The 23,380-nt window shown below is 66.5% G+C and carries 13 protein-coding genes; 8 read left to right on the top strand and 5 right to left on the bottom strand.

All coding sequences use genetic code 11. From position 1 onward, the window contains the following. The first annotated feature begins 182 nt into the window (after positions 1-182). Positions 183-914, top strand: coding sequence for a ribonuclease T2 (locus AB3K92_RS19525; protein WP_006498851.1), 732 nt, complete (start codon positions 183-185; stop codon positions 912-914). A 163-nt stretch (positions 915-1,077) separates the two neighbouring features. Here the strand turns inward: AB3K92_RS19525 and AB3K92_RS19520 are convergent, their stop codons facing one another. The 3 genes from AB3K92_RS19520 to AB3K92_RS19510 all read right to left on the bottom strand — a co-directional run bounded on the left by AB3K92_RS19520 (position 1,078) and on the right by AB3K92_RS19510 (position 4,043). Further along, the gene (locus AB3K92_RS19520) at positions 1,078-1,716 is read right to left on the bottom strand and encodes an isochorismatase family cysteine hydrolase (RefSeq protein WP_369465638.1); all 639 of its coding nucleotides are present in this window, start codon (positions 1,714-1,716) and stop codon (positions 1,078-1,080) included. 430 nt (positions 1,717-2,146) lie between these two features. Beyond that, positions 2,147-3,025, bottom strand: coding sequence for a hypothetical protein (locus AB3K92_RS19515; RefSeq protein WP_369465637.1), 879 nt, complete (start codon positions 3,023-3,025; stop codon positions 2,147-2,149). Positions 3,026-3,581: 556 nt separating this feature from the next. Beyond that, the gene (locus AB3K92_RS19510; RefSeq protein ID WP_226286377.1) at positions 3,582-4,043 is read right to left on the bottom strand and encodes a Rid family hydrolase; all 462 of its coding nucleotides are present in this window, start codon (positions 4,041-4,043) and stop codon (positions 3,582-3,584) included. Between the two features lie 233 nt (positions 4,044-4,276). Between AB3K92_RS19510 and AB3K92_RS19505 the strand changes: the two genes are divergently transcribed. Further along, positions 4,277-5,167: a LysR substrate-binding domain-containing protein gene (locus tag AB3K92_RS19505; RefSeq protein ID WP_063806976.1), complete on the top strand. Its 891-nt coding sequence runs from the start codon at positions 4,277-4,279 to the stop codon at positions 5,165-5,167. Between the two features lie 257 nt (positions 5,168-5,424). On the opposite strand, the gene AB3K92_RS19500 is transcribed toward AB3K92_RS19505, so the two are convergent. Next, positions 5,425-6,339, bottom strand: coding sequence for a glutaminase (locus AB3K92_RS19500; RefSeq protein ID WP_369465636.1), 915 nt, complete (start codon positions 6,337-6,339; stop codon positions 5,425-5,427). Between the two features lie 218 nt (positions 6,340-6,557). Between AB3K92_RS19500 and AB3K92_RS19495 the strand changes: the two genes are divergently transcribed. The 3 genes from AB3K92_RS19495 (at position 6,558) to AB3K92_RS19485 (ending at position 9,403) form a co-directional block, all read left to right on the top strand. Then, the gene (locus AB3K92_RS19495; protein ID WP_027789596.1) at positions 6,558-7,268 is read left to right on the top strand and encodes a response regulator; all 711 of its coding nucleotides are present in this window, start codon (positions 6,558-6,560) and stop codon (positions 7,266-7,268) included. 64 nt (positions 7,269-7,332) lie between these two features. Continuing rightward, positions 7,333-8,463 (top strand): ATP-binding protein, encoded by a 1,131-nt coding sequence (locus tag AB3K92_RS19490; protein WP_021162771.1) that lies wholly within the window; start codon positions 7,333-7,335, stop codon positions 8,461-8,463. A gap of 316 nt (positions 8,464-8,779) precedes the next feature. After that, entirely contained in the window at positions 8,780-9,403 is a 624-nt protein-coding gene (locus AB3K92_RS19485; RefSeq protein ID WP_021162770.1) for an FMN-dependent NADH-azoreductase, read from the top strand. Between the two features lie 57 nt (positions 9,404-9,460). On the opposite strand, the gene AB3K92_RS19480 is transcribed toward AB3K92_RS19485, so the two are convergent. Beyond that, positions 9,461-11,854 (bottom strand): patatin-like phospholipase family protein, encoded by a 2,394-nt coding sequence (locus AB3K92_RS19480; protein ID WP_059484033.1) that lies wholly within the window; start codon positions 11,852-11,854, stop codon positions 9,461-9,463. Between the two features lie 271 nt (positions 11,855-12,125). On the opposite strand from AB3K92_RS19480, the gene AB3K92_RS19475 reads away from it, so the two are divergent. From AB3K92_RS19475 to AB3K92_RS19465, 3 genes are all read left to right on the top strand, one after another. Then, positions 12,126-13,160 carry a rod shape-determining protein gene (locus tag AB3K92_RS19475; RefSeq protein ID WP_027789592.1) on the top strand — a complete coding sequence of 345 codons (1,035 nt, stop codon included), beginning with the start codon at positions 12,126-12,128 and terminating at the stop codon, positions 13,158-13,160. Between the two features lie 269 nt (positions 13,161-13,429). Then, the gene (locus tag AB3K92_RS19470; protein WP_369465635.1) at positions 13,430-14,119 is read left to right on the top strand and encodes a YdcF family protein; all 690 of its coding nucleotides are present in this window, start codon (positions 13,430-13,432) and stop codon (positions 14,117-14,119) included. 552 nt (positions 14,120-14,671) lie between these two features. Next, the gene (locus tag AB3K92_RS19465) at positions 14,672-23,278 is read left to right on the top strand and encodes an autotransporter-associated beta strand repeat-containing protein (protein WP_369465634.1); all 8,607 of its coding nucleotides are present in this window, start codon (positions 14,672-14,674) and stop codon (positions 23,276-23,278) included. The last annotated feature ends 102 nt before the right edge of the window (positions 23,279-23,380 follow it).

The raw sequence follows: 23,380 nt of genomic DNA, 5'->3' as shown, positions 1-23,380 counted from the left end.
CGCGTGCGGCGGAAGGCAACCGCTGGTACCGGTACCGGTTGTAACCGGCTCGGCGGCGACCCGCGCATTCTTTCGTCCACCTTCACATTCGTGCCACGTTGCGACGGCAACAATCGCGGTCGGACATTCGACAACCGTGCGGCGCATCCCGCGACCGCATGCCTTTTCCGAGGAAACACGCCATGCTCAAGACGCTCGCCCGCGCCGCTGCCGCACTCGCCGTTGCTTCCGTGTCGCTGCACGCCGCCGCGCAGACCAGCTACGACTACCTGTTGCTCGCCGCATCGTGGGAGCCCGGCTTCTGCGCGTCGCACGACACGCCGGAATGCACGAACCTCGCCGGCTCGTATGCGGCGACGAGCCTGTCGCTGCATGGCCTGTGGCCGAATCGTTATGACGGCAACCAGCCGTTCTACTGCGGCGTGCCGCAGAACGACATCGACCTCGACAACGCGCACCAGTGGTGCAGCATGGACGCCTACCCGATCAGCAGCGCGACCCGCAACACGCTGTCGACGTACATGCCGGGCGTTGCGTCGTGCCTCGACAAGCACGAATGGTTCAAGCACGGCACCTGCTCGAACTCGGCGACGCCCGATGCGTACTGGAACCAGGCGTCCGGCATGATCAGCCGGCTCGGCAATACGTCGTTCAACGCGTTCCTGCAGGCTAATGCGGGCAAGACGGTCACGCGTAATCAGTTGCTGTCCGCATTCGAAGGCGCGTTCGGCAGCAACACGCGCAGCGCGGTGTCGCTGAAGTGCACGAAGACGAATGGCGTCAGCTATTTCACCGAAGCGTGGATCGCGGTGAAGACCAATGCGACCGCGCAGTTCCCGAGCGCCGCGTCGCTCGTGACCGACGGCAATACGCAGGGCACGTGCCCGACTTCGGGTGTGTTTATCGCGAAGTAACGCGGAAGAAGGGGGCGGCGCGCGCGGCATCGCGCACGCCGTCGCCCGTTACGGGTTCGGCGGGACGCTCGACCACGGCAGCCGGGGCTGGTGGCCGTCACCCTGCAGGTCGACTCGGGGGATGACGTTGGCCTGTCACGCTCGCGTGCGTGCGTGCGTGCGTTTACGCGAGCAGCTGCAACGCGTCTTCGAGCGACAGTACCGTCGTGCGCGATTCGAAGGCGGTGGCGAACAGGTGTTCGTGAACCACCGGGTCCGGGTCGTAGCAGCAATCCTTGACCGTAAAGAGGCGGAAGTCCGCATCGCTCGCGTGGGCGACCGACGACAGCATCACGCCCGTCGACGCGATGCCGACCATGATCAGCGAATCGACGCCTTGCTCGACCAGGCGCGCTTGCAGATCGGTGCCGAAGAACACGCTGGCGCGGTGCGCGACGATCAGCGGCTCGTCGGCCTGCCGACCCAACTCCGGGCATGGGCCGTCGTCGATGAAGCGGCCGAGCTGCTTGATGCCCTGGCCGTTCTTGTTGCGCGGGCTGACTTCCGGATAGCCGGGTTTGAACCGGAGGTTCGCGAACCAGACGCCGATGCCGCTTGCCCGCGCCGCGTCGCAGAGCCGGCGCGTATTGGCGAGCAAACCCGGCGCGACCGACGGAAAGAGGCCGAGGATGTCGGTCTGGTAATGCATGACGAGCAGCGCGGTGCTCGACGGCACGATCGCGGGAATCGGTGCGGATGGGGCGTCGCCGGGGTTCGTGCGGGGGGCCGTTGTGGCGATTTCCGGTGCGTTTTGCCGAGTCATGAACGAGGGTCTCCGATAGCTCGCGGGGAATTTCAGCGTCCCCGATTTGTACCGGAAAATCGGGGTGGTTGCCGATGCGATTTTCGTAGGGGCATTTTGTTGCGTCGCGCGGTGGTCTCCGTCACACCGGCGCCACGTTTGTGCGCAGCCGCAATTAGAGACCAACGGTCGTTCGCGGTGAATCTGAAACCGGTGGTCCATCAGCACGGCCCGGATCTGCCCGAGGGCCGACACGCATCGTTGCACGCAACGTCGCTGCCAGAAAGGATATTTGAATACGTCCAACGCAACATACGTATGCGGCGACCGTTCAAACTGAAGGAAGCGTCGATATGCGTTCGATCGACATCGTGTCCGTTGTTGCCGAAAATACCGGCCCATTCGTCGCGGGTGGGGGCCGGACAAGCCGCTGCCACGGCACTAGTTGTCTTTACTCCTGACCGGGGTGCGCAATACGCTCACCGACTTTTCGATACCCCTCAAAGAGCGTGAGACTGCCGTCTTGGTCCCTCGATACCCTAATCGTTTTCCCGCGAGGTAGCTCGTAGTCCCCCACACGTTGATCTACGGCCGAGATGCAGGAGAGGTGTTTGAGTGTGTCGTATTCAAATGCCCCTGCACCACATTCAATGCCGAAAATTTTCCACGAGTGGGGTAGCTCTCCCGAAATCGACTCTGAGACGGTACCGTCGACAGCGTGCGCCTTGACGCGGGCTCCAGCAGGGAGATCGAGTTCGCGGTCTCGAAACCCGGAGGCAAGCGTGCACTCCACGTCGTCCAGATATTTTTCGTGGTCGAAGAAGGTGCGCTCCTTACGATGTGTAAATTGGCCGGGTGCACACTCGATCCCGCCGATCGACGCCGGCTTCGCAAGCGTCCCGTAATTAATGTAGCTCGTGCTGTCGTCGGAACGTAGCACGTAGAAGTCGCCGCTCACGTTCAGTCCCAGAAGCGGTGTGTTCGACGGGACGGTGCCGCTTTTGACCGAATGGGGTGAATTCACTTCGAGAACGACCGTTGAGCCGGGCGGAAACGTCATTCCGTCAAATACCGTTGCCCGTGTGAGGTGGTGGGTGTACCAGGCGCTTATAGCATGGTCATAGCTGTCAGCAATTGAACGATGGTTGGCAAATGCGATAGCCTGCACGAACACCAGGCAGCAGAGAAATACGACGCCGCGTCTCCATGTCTTATGCGCTCGAACGCGACTGTTTAACCCGAAGGCCGCGACGATCAGCGTGACCGGTATGGTGGCGGCAAGCGCCAGAAAAAACAGAATCGCCCAGTCTGATATCCCGTATAACGCCACGATCGAGTCTCCGTTTGATCAGTTTCTGCCACGATCCTCGTTGAAGTGCTGTCCGTATCGACCAGACCCTGATGTCGGGCAGATGTGCAGCGAGCATAGCTTATGTGTCGGGGGCCGCTATTGAAAACACCGTGGTCCGGGCGATTCGCCAAGCGTGCGTTGCTTATCCGCACGCCTTTGGAGTTTCGATTGTGTTACTGCTTTTGCAGCTGAATTAACCATGTCTGACTTCGCCCGGCTCTAAAAAATCGACCTTCCCGAATAAGTCGTCAACCACTCCAACGCCAGCGTCCCCGCACTCCGTGAATGTAAACCGATGGCGACCGGATCAGAATATTGAACCGCTGGTGTAGGTTGCCAATTGCTCAAGCCCCTGAGCGCATGTGTTCAGGAAATATGGCTCTCATGTGATTCCTTCGGCACAGACCGACGGGCGAGCGGCACGCCTCCTTTGGCGTCCGAGATTGGCCACAAGAGGGCCGCTCACCGACGTGTCAGGATTGTCGACAATGTTGCGGAATCGATAAACAAATGCGTCGGATTGAAAGTAGCGCGATCAGGCATTCGTGACCTTCGCTGCTGTCACGGTCACCTCGACCAGCCAGCCGGGCTCGACAAGCCCAACTACCTGTGCGCGAGTTCGGACCGGCAGGTTTGGTTGCACGGCCGAACCAAAATATTCAGCATAGACACTCGAGAAACGCTCGTAGTCCGGGGCACCGCCGCTCGCGGGATTAGCGACGAAAAGCGCTTGCACGGCAATCACATCCCCCAATGCATACCCTTTTCTTTCGAGGATTCGCTGGATTTGATCCAGCACACTTTTAGTCTGTGTTTGTATATCACCGAAATAGTCGATCGTGTGCGGCTCGGCATCGAGGTTCGACGGCAGTGCGCCTATCCCGCTCAACGTAATGGTTGTCGCGCATGCAGGGATCTCGATTGCTTCCGAAAATTCGCGTGCCCACGATTCTTCGAGATACGCGGGGGTAGGGTGCCGCACAATGGTGACGCTCATCAGGTGCTCCAGAGGTGAGACTGACGGTCCTGGTGCCGTCAGTTGAATTGCCTTTCCGTGACGTACATCTGCCACTTGCGACGAGCCCGCTCGTTGTCGATGCGGATATCGAGGCTGTGTCGACGGGGAATAATACGGAGGTATCGACGATCGGGAAAATGAATTGATTCGATAAAATCATTCGACAGCGTCGATCGATGCTGCTGCGTCTGCCTAAGCCCACTGGGAGACATATGGAACTGCGCCACCTTCGCTATTTTCTGGCCATCGTCGAACTCAACAACCTTTCCCGTGCGGCCGAAACAATGTGCGTCGCGCAATCCACGCTATCGCACGCCCTTCGGCAACTCGAAGAGGAACTGGGAATTGCTCTGTTCGATCGAGTCGGGCGTGGCATTCGCCTTACACAGGCCGGCCGGGTTTTCCGCGACTATGCCGCACGCACTTGCAATGAAACGATACGAGCAAGACGTGCCCTACAGGAACTGAACGAGCTCAACGCGGGCACCTTTACCTTGGGTGCGATCCCGATATTTCCGCTGTCATTTCTACCTCGAGCGGTCTCGTCCTTTAATCAGCAGTATCCGAAGGTCCGGATCGTAGTTGAGGATCTACTCGCAACTGAGCTCGAGGAGAAACTGGCACTCGGAACACTCGATCTCGGTCTCGCCTTCCATCCAGCTTCGCGGGACGATGTCGAATCCGAGTATCTCTTCACGGAGCGACTTGTCCTTGCTGTCGGCCGGAGCCACCCCTTCGCACAGAGGCGCCGGGTCCAATGGAAAGCGCTCGATTCAATTCCCCTTGCGCTGCTGACACCAAAATTCTCGACGCGCACCCTGATCGAAGAGGCGTTCAAAACTGCCGGCGTCCAGTCGAGGGTAGTTGTGGAAATGGATACCACGGAGTCGCTTCTGGCAGTTGCCGCAGAAGGGCAACTTGCAACTATCGTTCCGGAACGTGCTGGTTCCGGCTTCGAACGCGTCAACTTGATACCCGTCACGCATCCGGAGTTGTCTCGAAAACTCGGTTTGTTGTGGCCGAAAGGAACGGGGCGAACTCGTGCCGCAACCACTTTCGCAGACGTGCTGAAAGCCGCGTCCGCAAATCTGCGGCGCGACTAGAAAACGTAATCTGTGGCCGAGTGAATTGGGTCTGCGACAATTCGCACGTGGTGGCGCTTTGCCACTACAGATCAGCATGCTCCGGTAGCCGGGCAATACAAGGGCACCTTCCACGCCCATGTCGAACGTTCGGTACCGGGCAAGCCATGTGACTGTTTCGGGGCGGCTGCCAATGGCCGAATTCCGAAATCGAGCGGGCCACGCAGATATGAATCGACCGCCGTTGCGCCAGATGAAGCGTGCTTCTGCTCACCCCCTCAAAAAATCGACCTTCCCGAATAAGTCGTCAACCACTCCAACGCCAGCGTCCCCGCCAACGAGTTCCCATTAGCATCGAGCCCCGGCGCCCACACACAAACCGCCATTTCCCCGGGCAGCACCGCCACGATCCCGCCACCGACACCACTCTTCGCCGGCAACCCGACGCGATACACAAAATCCCCCGCCGCATCGTAAGTGCCACAGGTCAGCATCAACGCCGACAGCCGCTTGGCGGAACTCGAATCCACGATCCGCTCGCCGGTCACCGGCGCGACCCCGCCATTCGCGAGAAACAGCGCCGCGCTCGCCAGCTCGACGCAGTTCATCTCGATCGCACACTGCCGGCAATACGCGTCGATCACCGTATCCGGCGGCATCTGCATGTTGCCGAAGCTCGCCATGAAATGCGCCATCGCGCGGTTGCGCTCCGCATGCTGCAACTCCGACGTCGCGACGCGCGAATCGTAGTCGATGTCGTTCGCGCCGATCAGCCGCCGCACGAATTCGACGAGCGCCGTCTCGGCCTTCACGAAACGCCGGCACAGCACGTCGGTGACGACCAGCGCCCCCGCATTGATGAACGGGTTGCGCGGCTTGCCGCGCTCGCTCTCGAGCTGGACCAGCGAGTTGAATGCGTTGCCGGACGGCTCGCGGCCGACCCGTTCCCACAGGTCGTCGCCCAGCAGCTGGAACGCGAGCGTGCACGCGAACAGCTTCGAGATGCTCTGGATCGAGAAGCGCTCGCGCGCGTCGCCGACCGTGCAAACGTTTCCATCGAGTGTGACGACGGCCATCCCGAACTTGTCGGCGGGCACTTTCGCGAGTTCGGGAATGTAATCGGCGACCCGTCCCTGGCCAATCCAGGGGGCGAGTTCGGTGTGGATGCGTTCGAGGATCGTTTGATAATTCATCAAGTCAGGCGGGCAGCGCATGGCCCGGATTCAGGCGAGCCCGTATGGAACCGTCCCGGCGCCGATTCGTCAAGCTCGGCCGATATCGTTCCCTTATTTTCAAGACCGCTAAACAGGCAATCGGCTGTCGCAGTATCATGCGGTACGTTTCGGCCACTGGCCGGCGTCCGGCACCGGCCGGCGCCGCCGCGGCTTCCCCGATGAACCGACCGCTGCCCATGTCTTTTCGCATCCTGCTCGTCGAAGACGACACCCGCCTGTCCACGCTGATCGCCGGCTACCTGCGCAAGAACGACTATGAAGTCGACACTGTGCTGCATGGTGACGCCGCGGTGCCGGCGATCCTGTCCATTCGCCCCGATCTCGTCATTCTCGACGTGAACCTGCCGGGCAAGGACGGCTTCGAAATCTGCCGGGAGGCGCGCAAGCAGTACGACGGCGTGATCATCATGGTGACGGCCCGCGACGAGCCGTTCGACGAGCTGCTCGGCCTGGAATTCGGCGCGGACGACTACGTGCACAAGCCGGTCGAGCCGCGCATCCTGCTCGCGCGGATCAAGGCCCAGCTGCGCCGTGCGCCCGCGCGCGCGCCCGAGAGCAGCGCGCCGCAGCCCGAACGCTACGCGTTCGGCAAGTTCTCGATCGACCGCACCGACCGCTCCGTCGTGCTGCCCGACGGCAGCACGCCCGACCTGACGTCGGCCGAATTCGACCTGCTGTGGGCGCTCGTGTGCCACGCGGGCGAAGTCGTCAGCCGCGACGACCTGATGCTGCAGTTGCGCGGCGTCGAGTTCGACGGCCTCGACCGCACGATCGACGGGCGCATCTCGAAGCTGCGCCGCAAGCTGCGCGACGACGCGAGCAACCCGCAGCGGATCAAGACGATCCGCAGCAAGGGTTATCAATTCAGCAAGCACGCGTGGGAATGACGCGGCCTTCGGGCGATGCCGTCACGTTCCGCGCGGGCATTCCCCCTGCCGGCCGGGAGCCGAGATGATCCGACGAACCCGTTCGCACCCCGATGCACCGCCGCTGCCGACGCTGCGCTACGTCAAATGGCGCTGGCTGCATTTCCGCCGCGCGTGGACCGATACGCGCGCCGACCGCATTCCGAGCTGGTCGCGCCTTTACGTGCGCACCTACCTGCATCTGCTCGGCCTCGTGCTGCTGACCGCGCTCGTGCCGGCGCTCGCGCTGTGTGTCGAATTGTCGCCGCAGGTCGTGTGGCATGCGTTCGATTCGCTGCCCGGCGACATCTGGATCGTGCTCGCGTTCGTGTTCGCCGCACCCGCGCTCGCGGCGTACCGGTGGATGCGGCCGGTGTGGTCGGATCTCGTGATGGTGCGCGAGCGCGCGATCGACTTCACGGGCGGCCGCTTCAACACACGCGCGCGCGAATCGCACAGCGTGATCATCGGCCCGCTCGCACGGACGCTGAATGCGCTCGCGATGCGGATGGAGCGCCTGATCGCCGCGCAGCGCGACCTCACGAACGGCATCTCGCACGAGCTGCGCACGCCGCTCGCACGTGTGCGTTTCGCGCTCGAAATGCTGCGCGAGCCAAGTTCCGCGGCCGAATACCAGAGCGCGCTCGAGAGCATCGCGCAGGACGTGACCGAGCTCGAGGAACTGATCGACATGAGCCTGACGTTCGCGCGGCTCGAATACAGTTCGCTGCAGTCGAATCTCGAGATGACGGCCCCCGTCGCGTGGTTCGAACACCAGGTCAACGATGCGCAGCTGCTGTATCCGGAACGCGCGATCGAGTCGCGTATCGCGATCGCGTCGGACCTGCGGGTGAAGATGGACCGGCGGCTGATGTCGTACGCGATGCGCAACCTGCTGCGCAACGCGAGCAAGTACGCGAGGTCGCGGATCGTCGTCGGGATCTCGCTCGTGCACGGCAACATCGGGATCTTCGTCGAGGACGACGGCCCCGGCGTGCCGGAGAGCGAGCGCGAGCGGATCTTCGACGCGTTCGTGCGTCTCGACCGCCGCACCGGCGGTTATGGCCTCGGCCTGTCGATCACGCGGCAGGTGCTTCACGCGCACAACGGCCGGATCGCGGTCGTCGACCCGATGGAACTCGGCGGCGCACGCTTCGAGATCAGCTGGCCGGTCTGACGATCCGCAACACGAATCCCGGGCCCCGGGACTCGACAGCAACCCCGCACGACCCCACGACAGCCGCGCGCGCCGGATTCGAGCGCGTCGCCGGCTTGTCCCGCCGTTCCTTTCCCGTCCCGATGTCTGCCCGCACCGCCACCGCATGACGATTCGTTTGCCGCACGTGCGCGCTTTGCATTACGATTGCAATTGCAACTGTGTGGGCGGGCCGATCCGTGTCAATGGAGGCGGGCGGCCCGCGACGCAGCCGTGAAGCCGGGGCAGCCACGATGGCCGCTCCGTTGTTCATGCATTCCTGTCAGGGTCATACGTCATGCGGCTTTTGAATATCGTGTCTTCTCCCCGCGGCGCGAGGTCGGCGTCGATCGCGGTCGCCAATGCCTTTGTCGATGCGTTCCGGGAAACGGGCGCATCGATCGACGTCGATACGCTGAATGTCTGGGAAGAAGACTTGCCGGACTTCGGCAGCGACGCGATCGGCGCGAAGTACAAAGGCGTCGCCAACGCGCCGATGGACGACGCGGAACAGTCGGTCTGGCGGCGCATCCAGGCGCTCGTGAAGCGCTTTCAGGAAGCGGACCGGATCGTCGTGGGCGTGCCGATGTGGAATTTCGGCTATCCGTACAAGCTCAAGCAGCTGATCGATCTCGTCAGCCAGCGGAACATGCTGTTCACGTTCGACGGCAAGGCCTACGGTCCGCTGCTGGAGATTCCGCGCGCGCTGGTCATCCATGTTCGCGGACAGAGCCGTGAGACGGGCGCGGGTGCCGACAATCCCGGGTTCCGGCATCAGGCCGACTACATCGAATTCTGGTTGAAGTTCATCGGCGTGAGCGAGGTCAGGAGCCTGACCGTCGAACACACGTGGGGGGCGCGGGCGAGCGACAGCATCGAACAGGCACAGGCCCGGGCGGTCGCGATGGCCGCGGCGTTCTGATCCGGGCGTGTCGCGCGAAGGCGTGGCGGATGCCGCCGAAGCGGCACCCGCGCACGCTCAGTACGTGCGGCCGAGCTGCAGGTAGAAGTTGCGGCGGCCGCCCGGCGCGAGCGCCACGCCGAGATAGACCGGCCCGAACGCGGTCGACAGGCTCGTGAAGAACGTATAGCTTTGCTTGAGCGCGCCGCCGCCGATCTGCTGCCCGCTCGACCAGACGTTGCCGACTTCCGCGCTGGCGCCCACCGACAGCGCCTTGATCGGCGATGCGTTGAACGTCATCAGCTGGTTCATGTAGGTCACCTGCGCATACGCGAGTTCGTTGCCGTTCAGCTGGTCGGCCGCATACGCGGACAGATGCTGGAAGCCGCCGAGCGTGAAGTTGAACGCATTGATCAGGTTGGTGCCGCCGATGCTCTTGCCGCCTTCGATCGTCGCGCTGACGCTGTGGCTGCCGAACTGCTGCGCCACCATCGCCTTGCCGTAGATCTCGGTGTAGGGCGCGTTGTTGATGCTGTCGTCGAATTCGCTTGCCGAGCCCCCGTTGCGCGACACCAGCGAGCGCTCGACGCGGAACTCGGTGAAATAACCCTTGCGCGGGAACAGCGGATCGTCGAGCTGGTCGATGACGAGCCGCGCGCGCGCGATCAGCGCCTGCGACGTGAAGCTCGGCCACAGCAGCGTCTGGCCGCTGCCGTCGTCGAACGGCACGTTGTAGGTCGGGGAGCCGTGCCCGGTCACGTACCCGACGCCGATCCGGAAATCGCCGAGCCGCGCGATCGGCAGGCCGAAATCGAGCCCGGCGCGCGCGGTCTGCATCAGGTACTGCGTGATCTTCACGTCGCCGGAGTCGTCGTACAGGTTCGCGTAGCGGCGCTGGTATTCGGCGTAGGGCGACAGATAGACGCCGTACGCCATCGACAGCGGCTGGCGGAATTCGACGCGCGCCGATTGCAGGTCGCTGCCGATCGTCGTGTCCGCGCGGAATTCGAGCCCTGATTCGGTCAGCCACGGGCGCCGGTAGCCGACATGCAGGCGGAAGCCGCCCTCGTCGGTCGAGCTGCTCGACATGCCGAGCCCGAACAGCAGGAAATTCGGCCCCCAGTATTTCTCGCGGGCGTCGATTTCGAGCACGTTCTCGTCACCGCGGCTCACGATCTGCTGCGTGACGCTCTCGAAGTTGCCGCCCGTCGTGAGGCCGAGCAGATCCTGGCTGACGGTGTTCGGATCGTACGTGTCGCCGGGCTTCACGTGCAGCGCGTTGCTGACGACCCGCTTCGGCACGCCGCCGGAGGTCTTGATCTCGATGCGCGTGATCCGGATCGGCGGCGGCAGCGGTTGCGCGTGCGCGGAGCGGTACGCCGCATATTGTTCCGGCGTGAGCGCGAAGCGCTGCAGCCTCGGCAGCGCCGCGGTCGCGGCGGCCGCGCCGGCGGCGATCGCCTGCTTCGCGTTCTGGAAATCGGTGAACGCGAGCGAGCCGAGGTCCGGCGTGAGCAGCACGTCCTGCGCGTCGAGCTGCTTTCGCTGAGCGGTCACGTTCTGGCGGATCAGGATGCCGACCATCTGCTGCATCACGTCGGCGGGCGACGCGAGCGCGTCGAGCGGGCGCAGTTGCGAGCCGATGTCGACCGCGATCACGACGTTCGCGCCCATCTGCCGCGCGGTGTCGACGGGCAGGTTGCTGACGAGCCCGCCGTCCACCAGCGCGCGCCCGTTGATCTCGGCCGGCGCGAACAGGCCCGGCATGGCCATGCTCGCGCGGATCGCGAGCGGCAGCGAGCCGTGGTCGAGCACCACCATCTGGCCCGTCTGCAGGTCGGTCGCGACCGCGCGGTACGGGATCGGCAGGCGATCGAACGGCTGGTTGGTCGGCACGGCGGCCGTCCAGTTCGCGAGCAGCGCCTGCAGCCGGTTGCCCTGCACGAGGCCGACCGGCGCCTTCACGCCTTTCTTGCCGAAACCGAGCGTCAGCCCGTTGATGTACAGGCGTTCGTCCTCCCGGCTGGTTTGCGGCAGGTCCGCGCGGTCCGTCACGTCGAACGCGATGTCCGCGAGGTTGACCTCCGAGAGCCGCTTCTGCATCTCGCCGGCGGCCATGCCGCTCGCATACAGCCCGCCGACCACGGCACCCATGCTGGTGCCCGCGATGCAGTCGATCGGGATGCGGTTGTCCTCCAGCACCTTCAGGACCCCGAGGTGTGCGTAACCGCGCGCGCCGCCGCCGGACAGCACGAGGCCGATCGACGGGCGGCCGGCCGGGCCGCCGTCGGCGTCGCAGGTGTGCCCGGATGCGGCGGGCGTGGCAGCCGGCGCGCTGGCGGCGGTGGCCTGGGCGGCGGCGGATTCGGGGGCCGGCAGCGGTTGCGCGGCGACCGTGCAGCACCAGAAGGCGACGAGCGTCGTGCAAAGCGGGCGCACCCGCGCCCAGCGGAAGGAAACGGTCGCTGTCATGGAGGAAATACCTGGCGTGATCGGGCGTCTGAGGCCTGCCGGGAGCAGGCAAGACCGAGAGATTACCGTGTTTTACAGACGCAATGCGAGAGGCTGTGGCGTAGCCGGATGTGTCCGGAACGGCACATTTGACAATTGCGTCGCGAAAAAATCATTGGAATTGCCTAAAGTATCGGAACGATTTGCCGCTAAGTCCGTGATGGAGCGGCATGGCCGCGCCACGGAAATGCGGCGCGGCTGCCCCGCGTCCGTTCGATTACAAGGGTTTGATATGTCGACACCGCTGTTCGGAAAGTTGTTTGCGCAACCCGTTGCGATCGACCCTGGAACGGCAAGTACGCGGATTTATACGCACGAACGCGGCGTGGTGCTGAACCAGCCGTCGGTCGTCTGCTTCCGCAAGGCCGGCGCGACCGACGCACGGCCGACGCTCGAGGCCGTCGGCGAGCTCGCGAAGGCGCTGCTCGGCCGCGAACCCGGGCATCTCGAAGCCGTGCGGCCGATGCGGCACGGCGTGATCGCCGACGCGCACGCGGCCGAGCAGATGATCCGCAGCTTCATCGACATGTCGCGCACGCGGTCGCGTTTCGGCCGCCGCGTCGAGGTCACGCTGTGCGTGCCGTCCGATGCGACGGCCGTCGAGCGCCGCGCGCTTCGCGAGGCCGCGTTCGCGGCGGGCGTATCGGAGGTCGAACTGATCGAGGAATCGCTGGCGGCCGGGCTCGGCGCGGGCCTGCCGGTGACCGAGCCGGTCGGCTCGATGGTCGTCGACATCGGCGGCGGGACGACGGAAGTCGCGGTGATCGCGCTCGGCGGCATCGTCTACCGCGAGGCGATCCGCGTCGGCGGCAACCAGTTCGACGCGGCGATCGTCAATCATGTCCGCAACCTGTATGGCGTGCTGCTCGGCGAGCAGACGGCCGAGCACGTGAAGCAGTCGATCGGCTCGGCCACCAGCGCGGTGCCGCGCAGGTCGACGCGCGCGGTCGGGCGCAGCGTCGGCGACGGCCTGCCGCGCTCGATCGAGCTGTCCAACCACGACGTGGCGGACGCGCTGGTCGCGCCGCTCAAGCAGGTGATCGGCGCGGTGAAGTCGGTGCTGGAGAACGCGCCGGCCGAGCTCGTGACCGATATCGCGAATCGCGGCGTGGTGCTGACGGGCGGCGGCGCGCTGCTCGCGGATCTCGAGCGCCTGCTGTACGACGAGACGGGCCTCGTCGCCCGGATCGCCGACGAGCCGGCCACCTGCGCGGTGCGCGGCGCCGGCGAGGCGATGGGGCGGCTCGCGATGTGCCCGGTCGACTGATTCGGGCTGGGCCGTGCATCGCGGCACGGTCATTCACGTTTCTTCGATCTCCGTAAATTTCCGGAGACTTTCCCTTTCCAGTTGCCTGCCCGCTTCGCCGGGCACGCTGCTCCGGTCGACTTGCCGGAAGGCCGGCCATCGTCCGGCATCGGTCCGCCGCGTGGACATCCGAACGCGCACCGTGCTAGCGTTACGCGCCCGCGCGGGGCCGGGCACGCCGAAATGCCCGGCGAGCCCGACGAGTCCGACGACCTGAGAGACCGAAAACCTTGGAAAACCGTACCAAACGGGGCTTCTTCGCCCGAACGGGCCGCCTGCTGGCCATCGTTGCCTGCCTGTGGATCGTCGCAGCCGTTGCGCTCGTCGCGCACGGGCTGCGGATGCCGAGCGAGCCGGCCGACGTTGCCGTGATCTTCGGCAATGCGCTCGACGCGACCGGCGCGCCGAAGCCCGTACTCGCCGCCAGGCTCGATGTCGGCGTGCGCTGCTACCGCACGGGGCAGTGCCCGGCGTTCCTGGTCAGCGGCGCGATCGACGGCCCCGGGCTGAACGAGGCGACCGCGATGCGCGACTATCTGGTGGCGCGCGGCGTGCCGGCCGACCGGATCGCGGTGGACGACCAGGGCAACAACACGCTCGCGACGGCGCAGCACACGCTCGCTTACCTGCAGGCGCACCGCGTGTCGCGCGTGCTGATCGTCAGCCAGTTCTACCACCTCGCGCGGGCGCGGCTCGCGTTCGAGCGCGTCGGCATCGCGCGGGCGAACATCTCCGCCGCGTACCCGGCCCGTTTCCAGTTGCGCGACATCTATTCGAGCTGGCGCGAAGTGCCGGCCTACGCGGTGTATGCGGTGCGGTTGTGGGTCAACCCCGATGCGCGGCCCGTCTCGTTCCGGCCGATGCTTTATCTGATACGGCTGTTTTCGTCACGCGGTGCGGGTTTTCCGGTCGACGCGTGACGAACATCGACTAACCCTGGACATCCCGGATGTTTCGTCTGACGAATTAGGGCGGGTGGATTATCGAGTGTCGATACTTCCCGCGCATGTGGATATTGCGTTGCAAAAAAATTCGGCCGTGATAATCGCGTGGATATCCGTGTTTTCACGGATGCGTCATTTTCGCTGCTGTAAATAAATATCCGGGAAATTGACAAAAAAGGAATGCCGATTTACCTGTCTGACGCGTCCCGATAAGTAAAAAATGCATGCCCGCCGGACCTCGATCAAATGGGGAAAAGATCGACTGGAAAAGCCTGTTTTTTTGATATAGCCTTGTCTGACAAAAGCAGGGCGGTGATCAAATCAACCAGAAAATCGCTGCAGAAAAACAGGGGCCATCGACATGTCATTCGACTAGTTTCACGCCTGCCTTCCCGGGCCAATTAAAGATACGTCCATGAATTAACCGACGTCGCATCGCGACAGGCGGCGTGGATGCTTTTGTCCGCGATTTTCTGCTGCCGGCCGTTCGATTTCACGGTAATACCAATTCCAATAACGAGGGAAAGCATGAATCTTGCGCGTTCGAAAAAAGCCGGCGAACCGTTTCCGAGATTGCTGTTGCCGACGGGCGTTTTCCTGGCGTTGTCCGGCGCCGGTATCGTGCCCGCCCAGGCGACCTGCAGCACGGCGGGCACGACGGTGACCTGCTCCGGGGTCGCCAACCCGCTTGCGCCGAGCTATGCGAACAGCGCGAACAACGTCCAGGCCACCGTCAATCCCGGCGCGAGCGTGGGCGTTCTGCTCGGCGTCGGCGGCACCGCGATGTCGCTGACCGGCAACGGCGTCAGGCTGACCAACAACGGCACGATCGATCCATCCGCACTCGGCTCGGGCCTCGGCGTGCTGTCGAGCGGGGCAGTGGTCGGCAATGCGTCCGCGAGCGCGAACACCACGGTCGTCAACAACGGCACGATGAACGGCTCGACCGGCGTGGCGATCAGCGGCGTGACGGGCATGGCGCTGTCGGTCCAGAACGGCACGGGCGGTACGTCGACGATCAACAACACCGGCACGATCGGCTCGAACCCGCTGGTCGGCGCGACCCTCGTCGGCGCGGACGCGCCCGTGGTGGCTGCGTACGGCGGCGCCACGGTCAACATGACGAACAGCGGGACGATCAACGGCCGCGTGTCGCTCGGCTCGAACGGCACGCCCGGCCAGGGCAATACGTTTACCAACTCGGGCACGATCAACGGCGGCGTGTCGATGGGCGCGAACAGCACCAACACGTTCAATGCCGTGACGGGTTCGTCGGTCAACACGGCGGGCGGCACCGGCGGCGGGTTCAACATCACGATCGGCCCGAACACGATCAACGTGGCGGCGACGGGAACGGTCGACGGCGGCGCGGGCGGCAACAACACGCTCAACCTGCAGCAGGGCACCAGCGCGAACGGCACGATCGCGGTCAACAATTACGTCAACTTCAATCACGTCGACGTCCAGAGCGGCAACTGGACGATCAACGGCGCGTCGACCGCGCAGGACACGACGCTGGCGGGCGGCGTCGCGATCATCGGGGACAACGCGTCGCTCGGCACCGGTAACGTCACGGCCAACGGCGGCGCGCTGCAGGCGGGTGCCGCGGGGCTCAACGTCGCCAATACCGTGACGCTCGGCGCGGGCGGGCTGACGGTGCAGGGCGCGACCGGGCTCACGCTGTCGGGCGCGGTGACGGGCGGCGGCGCGCTGACGAAGAACGACGGCGGCACGCTGACGTTGAACGGCGCGAACAGCTATACGGGCGGCACGAACCTGAACGGCGGCGGGATCGTCGTCGGCAACAACGGGGCGCTCGGCAGCGGTGCGCTGAACGTCAACGCCGCGGCCTCGCTCGACTCGAGTGCGAACACGACGCTCGGCAACAACGTCAATCTCGCCAACAGCAGCACGCTGACGGTCGGCGGCAGCAACAATCTCGGGCTGGCCGGCACCATCAGCGGCAACGGCGGTCTCGTGAAGAACGGCGCGGCGACCACGACACTGACGGGCGCGAACACCTACACGGGCGGCACGACGATCAATGCCGGCACGCTCGCGGTGGGCGCGGGCGGCAGCCTGGCGGCGACCGGTGCGGTGAACCTGGCGAACGCGGGTGCGACGCTCGACCTGAGCGCCGCGACGAGCGCTCAGGCGATCGGCGCGCTGGCGGGCTCGGCCGGTACCAGCGTGAACCTCGGCGGCAATTCGCTGACGCTGAACGGCACCACCAATGCGACGTATGCCGGCTCGATCGGCGGCGCGGGCGGCATCACGCTCTCCGGCAGCGGCACGCAGACGCTGACGGGCACGAACGTGTACTCGGGCGGCACGAACCTGAACGGCGGCAACCTCGCGGTCGGCAGCAATACGGCGCTCGGCATCGGCGCGGTGAACGTCAACGGCTCGTCGTCGCTCGACGCGACCGCCAACGTATCGCTCGCGAACAATGTCAACGTCGCCACCGGCACGACGCTGACGCTCGTCGGCAGCGCCGATGTCGGCCTGAACGGCACGGTCTCGGGCGGCGGCGGTCTCGTGAAGAACGGCGCGGCGACCGTGACGCTGTCCGGCGCGAACAACTACGCCGGCGGCACGACGCTGAATGCCGGCGGCCTGGTGCTCGGCAACAACTCCGCACTCGGCACGGGCGCGTTGACCGTCGGCGGCGCGGCGACGCTCGATACGAGCGCGAACCTGTCGGTCAACAACGCCGTCAACCTCGCCAACAGTTCGACGCTGACACTGGGCGGCAGCCATGCGCTCACGCTGAGCGGCGGCATTGCCGGCGCGGGCGCCCTCGTGAAGGACGGCGCGGCGACCACGACGCTGACGGGGACGAACACCTACACCGGCGGCACGACGATCAATGCCGGCACGCTCGCGGTGGGTGCGGGCGGCAGCCTGGCGGCGACCGGCGCGATGAACCTGGCCACCGCGGGTGCAGCGCTCGACCTGAGCGCCGCGACGAGCGCGCAGACGATCGGCGGGCTGTCGGGAGTGGCCGGGACGAACGTCAACATGGGCGGCAACGGGCTGACGCTGGGCGGGACGGCCAGCGGCACGTTCAGCGGCGCGATCGGCGGCACGGGCAGCCTGACGCTGGCCGGCACCGGCACGCAGACGCTGAACGGCGCAAGCACCTACTCGGGCGGCACGAACCTGAACGGCGGCAGCAGCGTCGTGCTCGGCAACAATGCGGCGCTCGGCACCGGCACGTTGAACGTCGGCGGCGCGGCGACGCTCGACACGAACACGAGCCTGTCGGTCAACAACGCGGTCAATCTTGGCAACGGTTCGACGCTGACGCTCGGCGGCAGCAACGCGCTCACGCTGAGCGGCGGCATCGCCGGCGCGGGCGCTCTCGTGAAGAACGGCGCGGCGACCACGACACTGACGGGCGCGAACACCTACACCGGCGGCACGACGATCAACGCCGGCACGCTCGCGGTGGGCGCGGGCGGCAGCCTGGCGGCCACCGGCGCGGTGAATCTGGCCAACGCGGGCGCGGCGCTCGACCTGAGCGCCGCGACGAGCGCGCAGACGATCGGCGGGCTGTCGGGGGTGGCCGGGACGAACGTCAACATGGGCGGCAACGGGCTGACGCTGGGCGGGACGGCCAGCGGCACGTTCAGCGGCGCGATCGGCGGCACGGGCAGCCTGACGCTGGCCGGCACCGGCACGCAGACGCTGAACGGCGCAAGCACCTACTCGGGCGGCACGAACCTGAACGGCGGCAGCAGCGTCGTGCTCGGCAACAACTCGGCACTCGGCACGGGCACGCTGAACGTCGGCGGTGCGGCGACGCTCGACACGAACACGAACCTGTCGGTCGACAACGCGGTCAATCTTGGCAACGGTTCGACGCTGACGCTCGGCGGCAGCAACGCGCTCACGCTGACCGGCGGCATCGCCGGCGCGGGCGGTCTCGTGAAGGACGGCGCGGCGACCACGACGTTGACGGCCGCGAACACCTACACGGGCGGCACGACGATCAACGCCGGCACGCTGGCGCTCGGTGCCGGCGGCAGCCTCGCGGCGACGGGCACGGTGAACGTGGCCGGCGCGGGCGCGGCGCTCGACCTGAGCGCCGCGACGGGTGCGCAGACGATCGGTGCACTGAGCGGCGTGGCCGGCTCGGCCGTGAATCTCGGCACGAACGGGCTGACGCTGAGCGGGACGGCCAGCGGCAACTTCGGCGGCACGATCGGCGGCACTGGCGGCCTGACCGTGGCCGGCACGGGCACGCAAACGCTGTCCGGCACGAACACCTACACGGGCGGCACGACGATCAACGGCGGCAGCACGCTGGCGCTCGGCGCGGGCGGCAGCCTCGCGTCGACCGGCACGGTGGACCTCGCCGGTGCGGGCGCGACGTTCAACCTCAGCGGCGCTTCGGGTTCGCAAACGATCGGCGCGCTGACCGGTGCGGCGAATACGAATGTGGATCTTGGCGCGAACGGGCTGACGTTGAGCGGCAACGGCAACCACGCGTTCGGCGGGACGATCGGCGGCACGGGCAGCGTGACGTTCGCGGGTGCCGGCACGCAAACGCTGACGGGTGCGAATACGTACACCGGCGGCACGACGATCAACGGCGGCAGCACACTCGCGCTCGGCGCGAACGGCAGCCTGGCGTCGGGCGGTGCCGTGAACCTTGCCGGCGCAGGCGCGACGTTCAACCTGAGCGGCGCGTCGAGCCCGCAAACGATCGGCGCGTTGAACGGCGCGGCAAATACGAACGTGGATCTTGGCGCGAACGGGCTGACGCTGAGCGGTACGGCCAGCGGCACCTTCGGCGGCGTGATCGGCGGCACGGGCGGCGTGACGTACGCGGGCACCGGCACGCAAACGCTGACGGGTGCGAATACGTACACGGGTGGCACGACGATCAACGCCGGCAGCACGCTGGCGCTCGGCGCGAACGGCAGCCTCGCGTCGGGTGGTGCCGTGAACCTTGCCGGCGCAGGCGCGACGTTCAACCTGAGCGGCGCGTCGGGTGCGCAAACGATCGGTGCATTGAACGGCGCGGCAAATACGAACGTGGATCTTGGCGCGAACGGACTGACGCTGAGCGGCACGGCCAGCGGTACGTTCGGCGGTACGATCGGCGGCACGGGCGGCGTGACGTACGCGGGCACCGGCACGCAGACGCTGACGGGTGCGAATACGTACACGGGCGGCACGACGATCAACGCCGGCAGCACGCTGGCGCTCGGCGCGAACGGCAGCCTGGCGTCGGGTGGTGCCGTGAACCTTGCCGGCGCAGGCGCGACGTTCAACCTGAGCGGCGCATCGGGCTCTCAAACGATCGGCGCGCTGAACGGCGCGGCAAATACGAACGTCGATCTTGGCGCGAACGGGCTGACGCTGAGCGGGACGGCCAGCGGTACGTTCGGCGGGACGATCGGCGGCACGGGCAGCGTGACGTATGCGGGCACCGGCACGCAGACGCTGACCGGCGCGAACACCTACACCGGCGGCACGACGATCAACGCCGGCAGCACGCTGGCGCTCGGCGCGAACGGCAGCCTGGCGTCGGGCGGTGCCGTGAACCTTGCCGGCGCAGGCGCGACGTTCAACCTGAGCGGCGCATCGGGTTCGCAAACGATCGGCGCGTTGAACGGCGCGGCGAATACGAACGTGGATCTTGGCGCGAACGGGCTGACGCTGAGCGGCACGGCCAGCGGCACGTTCGGCGGGACGATCGGCGGCACGGGCAGCGTGACGTACGCGGGCACCGGCACGCAAACGCTGACGGGTGCGAATACGTACACGGGTGGCACGACGATCAACGCCGGCAGCACACTCGCGCTCGGCGCGAACGGCAGCCTCGCGTCGGGCAGCGCGGTGAGTCTCGCCGGCACGGGCGCGACGCTCAACCTCGGTGGCGCATCGGGCGCGCAGACGCTCGGCGTGCTGACCGGCGGTACCGGCACGAACGTGAACCTCGGTGCGAATACGCTGACGCTGAACGGCGGCGGCAACAACACGTTCGGCGGCGCGATCGGCGGCACGGGCAGCGTGACGTTCGCGGGCGCCGGCACGCAAACGCTGACGGGTGCGAATACGTACACCGGCGGCACGACGATCAACGGCGGCAGCACACTCGCGCTCGGCGCGGGCGGCAGCCTGGCTTCGGGCAGCGCGGTGAATCTCGCCGGCACGGGTGCGACGTTCGACGTGAGCGGCGCGTCGGGCGCACAGACGTTTGGTGCGCTGAGCGGCGCGGTCGGCACGAACGTGAACCTCGGCGGCAACGCACTGACGTTGAACGGAAGCGGCGGGACATTCGGCGGGACGATCGGCGGCACGGGCAGCGTGACGTTCGCGGGTGCCGGCACGCAAACGCTGACGGGTGCGAATACGTACACCGGCGGCACGACGATCAACGGCGGCAGCACACTCGCGCTCGGCGCGGGCGGCAGCCTGGCTTCGGGCAGCGCGGTGAATCTCGCCGGCACGGGTGCGACGTTCGACGTGAGCGGCGCGTCGGGCGCACAGACGTTTGGTGCGCTGAGCGGCGCGGTCGGCACGAACGTGAACCTCGGCGGCAACGCACTGACGTTGAACGGAAGCGGCGGGACATTCGGCGGGACGATCGGCGGCACGGGCAGCGTGACGTTCGCGGGTGCCGGCACGCAAACGCTGACGGGCGCGAATACGTACACCGGCGGCACGACGGTCAACGGCGGCAGCACGCTGGCATTGGGTGCGGGCGGCAGCCTCGCGTCAGCGGGCGCGGTGAATCTCGCGGGCACGGGCGCGACGTTCGACGTAAGCGCCGCGACGGGCGCGCAGACGATCGGTGCGCTGACCGGCACGGGCGGCTCGAACGTGAACCTCGGCGCGAATGCGCTGACGCTGAACGGCAGCGGCAACAACACGTTCGGCGGGACGATCGGCGGCACGGGCGGCGTGACGGTTGCCGGTAGCGGCACGCAAACGCTGACGGGCGCGAACACCTACACGGGCGGCACGACGATCAACGGCGGCAGCACGCTCGCGCTGGGCGCGGGCGGCAGCCTGGCGTCGGCGGGCGCGGTGAATCTCGCGGGCACGGGTGCGACGCTCGACGTAAGCGCCGCGACGGGCGCGCAGACGATCGGCACGTTGAACGGTGCGACCGGCGCGACGATCAATCTCGGCGCGAACGCGCTGACGTTGAACGGCAGCGGCAACGGCACGTTCGGCGGGACGATCGGCGGTGCGGGCGGCGTGACGATCGCCGGCACCGGTGTTCAGACGCTGACGGGCGCGAACACGTACACGGGCGGCACCACGATCGCGGCCGGCGGTGCGCTGCAACTCGGCAACGGCGGCACGTCGGGCAGCATCGCCGGCAATGTCGTCGACAACGGCGCGCTGATCGTCAATCAATCCGGCAACGTGACGATTGCGAGCGTGCTGTCCGGCGCGGGCTCGCTGACGCAGGTCGGCAGCGGGCAACTGACGTTGACGGGCACCAGCACCCTGAGCGGGCCGACCACGGTCAGCGCGGGCACGCTCGCCGTCAACGGGTCGCTCGGCCAGTCGACCGTCACCGTGCAGAACGGCGCGACGGTCACGGGCACCGGCACGATCGGCGGCCTCGTGGTGCAGGGCGGCGCGACGGCAGCCGCGTCGCAGCCGGGCGCGGCGCTGAACGTGGGCGGCAACGTCACGTTCCAGCCGGGCTCGACGTTCCAGGTCGCGGCGTCGCCGCAGCAAAGCGGCAGCCTCGCGGCAGGCGGCACGGCGACGCTGAACGGCGGCACCGTGCAGGTGCTCGCGAACCAGAGCGGCTACCAGCCGAGCACGACCTACACGATCGTGACCGCGGCATCGGGCGTGCAGGGCGCGTTCAGCCAGGTGAATGCGAACTATGCGTTCCTGATGCCGACGCTCAGCTACGACCCGAATCACGTGTACCTGCGACTGGTCCAGAACGGCACGTCGCTGCCCGACGTCGCGACGACGCCCAACCAGCGCGCGGTCGCGGCCGCGCTCGGCGGGCTCGGCGCCGGCAATCCGCTGTACGACGCAGTCCTGACGACCGACGTGCCGACCGCACGCCGCGCATACGGGCTGCTCGACGGCGAACTGCAGGCGAGCCTGAAGAGCATGCTGCTGCTCGACAGCCGCTACGTGCGCGACGCGGTGACCGATCGCGTCCGCCAGGGCCTCGCGCCCGGATCGGGCCCGCTTGCCGCGCTGTCGTCGGGCGGTGCCGCGCTGTGCGGCGACAACACGGCCGGCGCGGTCGACCCGACGCTGCCGCCGGAACGCCGGATCGGTTCGCGCGAGGGCTGCTACGGCGGCACGCCTTATCAACCGGTGGTCTGGGGGCAGGCGTTCGGCGGCCGCAGCCGGCTCACCGGCGACGGCAACGCGTCGACGATCAACCGCAGCATGACGGGCTTCATCGCCGGTGCCGACATGGCGCTTAACGACAAGTGGCGTGCGGGCCTGGCCGCGGGCGTCACGCACAGCTCGCTCGACAACGCCCAGAGTTCGTCGGCGTCGGTGAACAGCTACTACCTGTCGCTGTACGGCGGCGCGCAGTACGGTGCGCTCGGCGTGCGCGGCGGCGCGTCGTACACGTGGTACCGGATCAACAGCGACCGCAATCCGGGCTTCGCGGGCTTCTCCGATCACGATTCGGCCGGTTACGACGCGAATTCGGCGCAGGTGTTCGGCGAAGTCGGCTACGCGCTGCCGGTCGGGCCCGTGGCGATCGAACCGTTCGCGGGCCTCGCGTATGTGAACCTGCATACCGACGGTTATACGGAAACGGGCGGCGCGGCCGCACTGCGTGCCGGCGGCGAGACGACCCACGTCGGCTTCTCGACGCTCGGCTTGCGCGCGGCGTCGCAACTCGGCTCGATCGGGAGCGGCACGTTCACCGCGCGCGGGACGGTCGGCTGGCGGCATGCGTTCGGCAACGTGCGGCCGTCGTCGGCGTTCACGTTCGCGAACGGCGGCACGTCGTTCCAGGTGTCGGGCGTGCCGATTGCTCGCGACAGCGCCGTGCTCGAGGCCGGCATCGACGCGAACATCACGAAGCGCCTGACGCTCGGCCTCACGTACAGCGGCCAGTACGGCAGCGGCGTGCGCGACAACGCGATCCTCGGCAACATCCTGTGGAAATTCTGATCCGCACTTGATGTGCCTGCAAGCGACGCCAGGCGGCGACGGCAACGTCGCATGGCGTCGCGCTCTTTTCGTCGCTGCGCACGTTCCCCGTTCTGTCCTATC

It is taken from the genome of Burkholderia sp. Bmkn7, assembly GCF_041103175.1.
GTDB lineage: Bacteria > Pseudomonadota > Gammaproteobacteria > Burkholderiales > Burkholderiaceae > Burkholderia > Burkholderia cepacia.
This window is presented reverse-complemented; position numbering and strand designations above follow the sequence as displayed.

What these genes read in the sequence shown, in the direction of transcription:
- AB3K92_RS19500 (WP_369465636.1), bottom strand. Translation starts at nt 6,339, where the DNA reads ATGAATTATCAAACGATCCTCGAACGCATCCACACCGAACTCGCCCCC.
- AB3K92_RS19520 (WP_369465638.1), bottom strand. Translation starts at nt 1,716, where the DNA reads ATGACTCGGCAAAACGCACCGGAAATCGCCACAACGGCCCCCCGCACG.
- AB3K92_RS19485 (WP_021162770.1), top strand. Translation starts at nt 8,780, where the DNA reads ATGCGGCTTTTGAATATCGTGTCTTCTCCCCGCGGCGCGAGGTCGGCG.
- AB3K92_RS19505 (WP_063806976.1), top strand. Translation starts at nt 4,277, where the DNA reads ATGGAACTGCGCCACCTTCGCTATTTTCTGGCCATCGTCGAACTCAAC.
- AB3K92_RS19510 (WP_226286377.1), bottom strand. Translation starts at nt 4,043, where the DNA reads ATGAGCGTCACCATTGTGCGGCACCCTACCCCCGCGTATCTCGAAGAA.
- AB3K92_RS19490 (WP_021162771.1), top strand. Translation starts at nt 7,333, where the DNA reads ATGATCCGACGAACCCGTTCGCACCCCGATGCACCGCCGCTGCCGACG.
- AB3K92_RS19480 (WP_059484033.1), bottom strand. Translation starts at nt 11,854, where the DNA reads ATGACAGCGACCGTTTCCTTCCGCTGGGCGCGGGTGCGCCCGCTTTGC.
- AB3K92_RS19475 (WP_027789592.1), top strand. Translation starts at nt 12,126, where the DNA reads ATGTCGACACCGCTGTTCGGAAAGTTGTTTGCGCAACCCGTTGCGATC.
- AB3K92_RS19495 (WP_027789596.1), top strand. Translation starts at nt 6,558, where the DNA reads ATGTCTTTTCGCATCCTGCTCGTCGAAGACGACACCCGCCTGTCCACG.
- AB3K92_RS19525 (WP_006498851.1), top strand. Translation starts at nt 183, where the DNA reads ATGCTCAAGACGCTCGCCCGCGCCGCTGCCGCACTCGCCGTTGCTTCC.
- AB3K92_RS19465 (WP_369465634.1), top strand. Translation starts at nt 14,672, where the DNA reads ATGAATCTTGCGCGTTCGAAAAAAGCCGGCGAACCGTTTCCGAGATTG.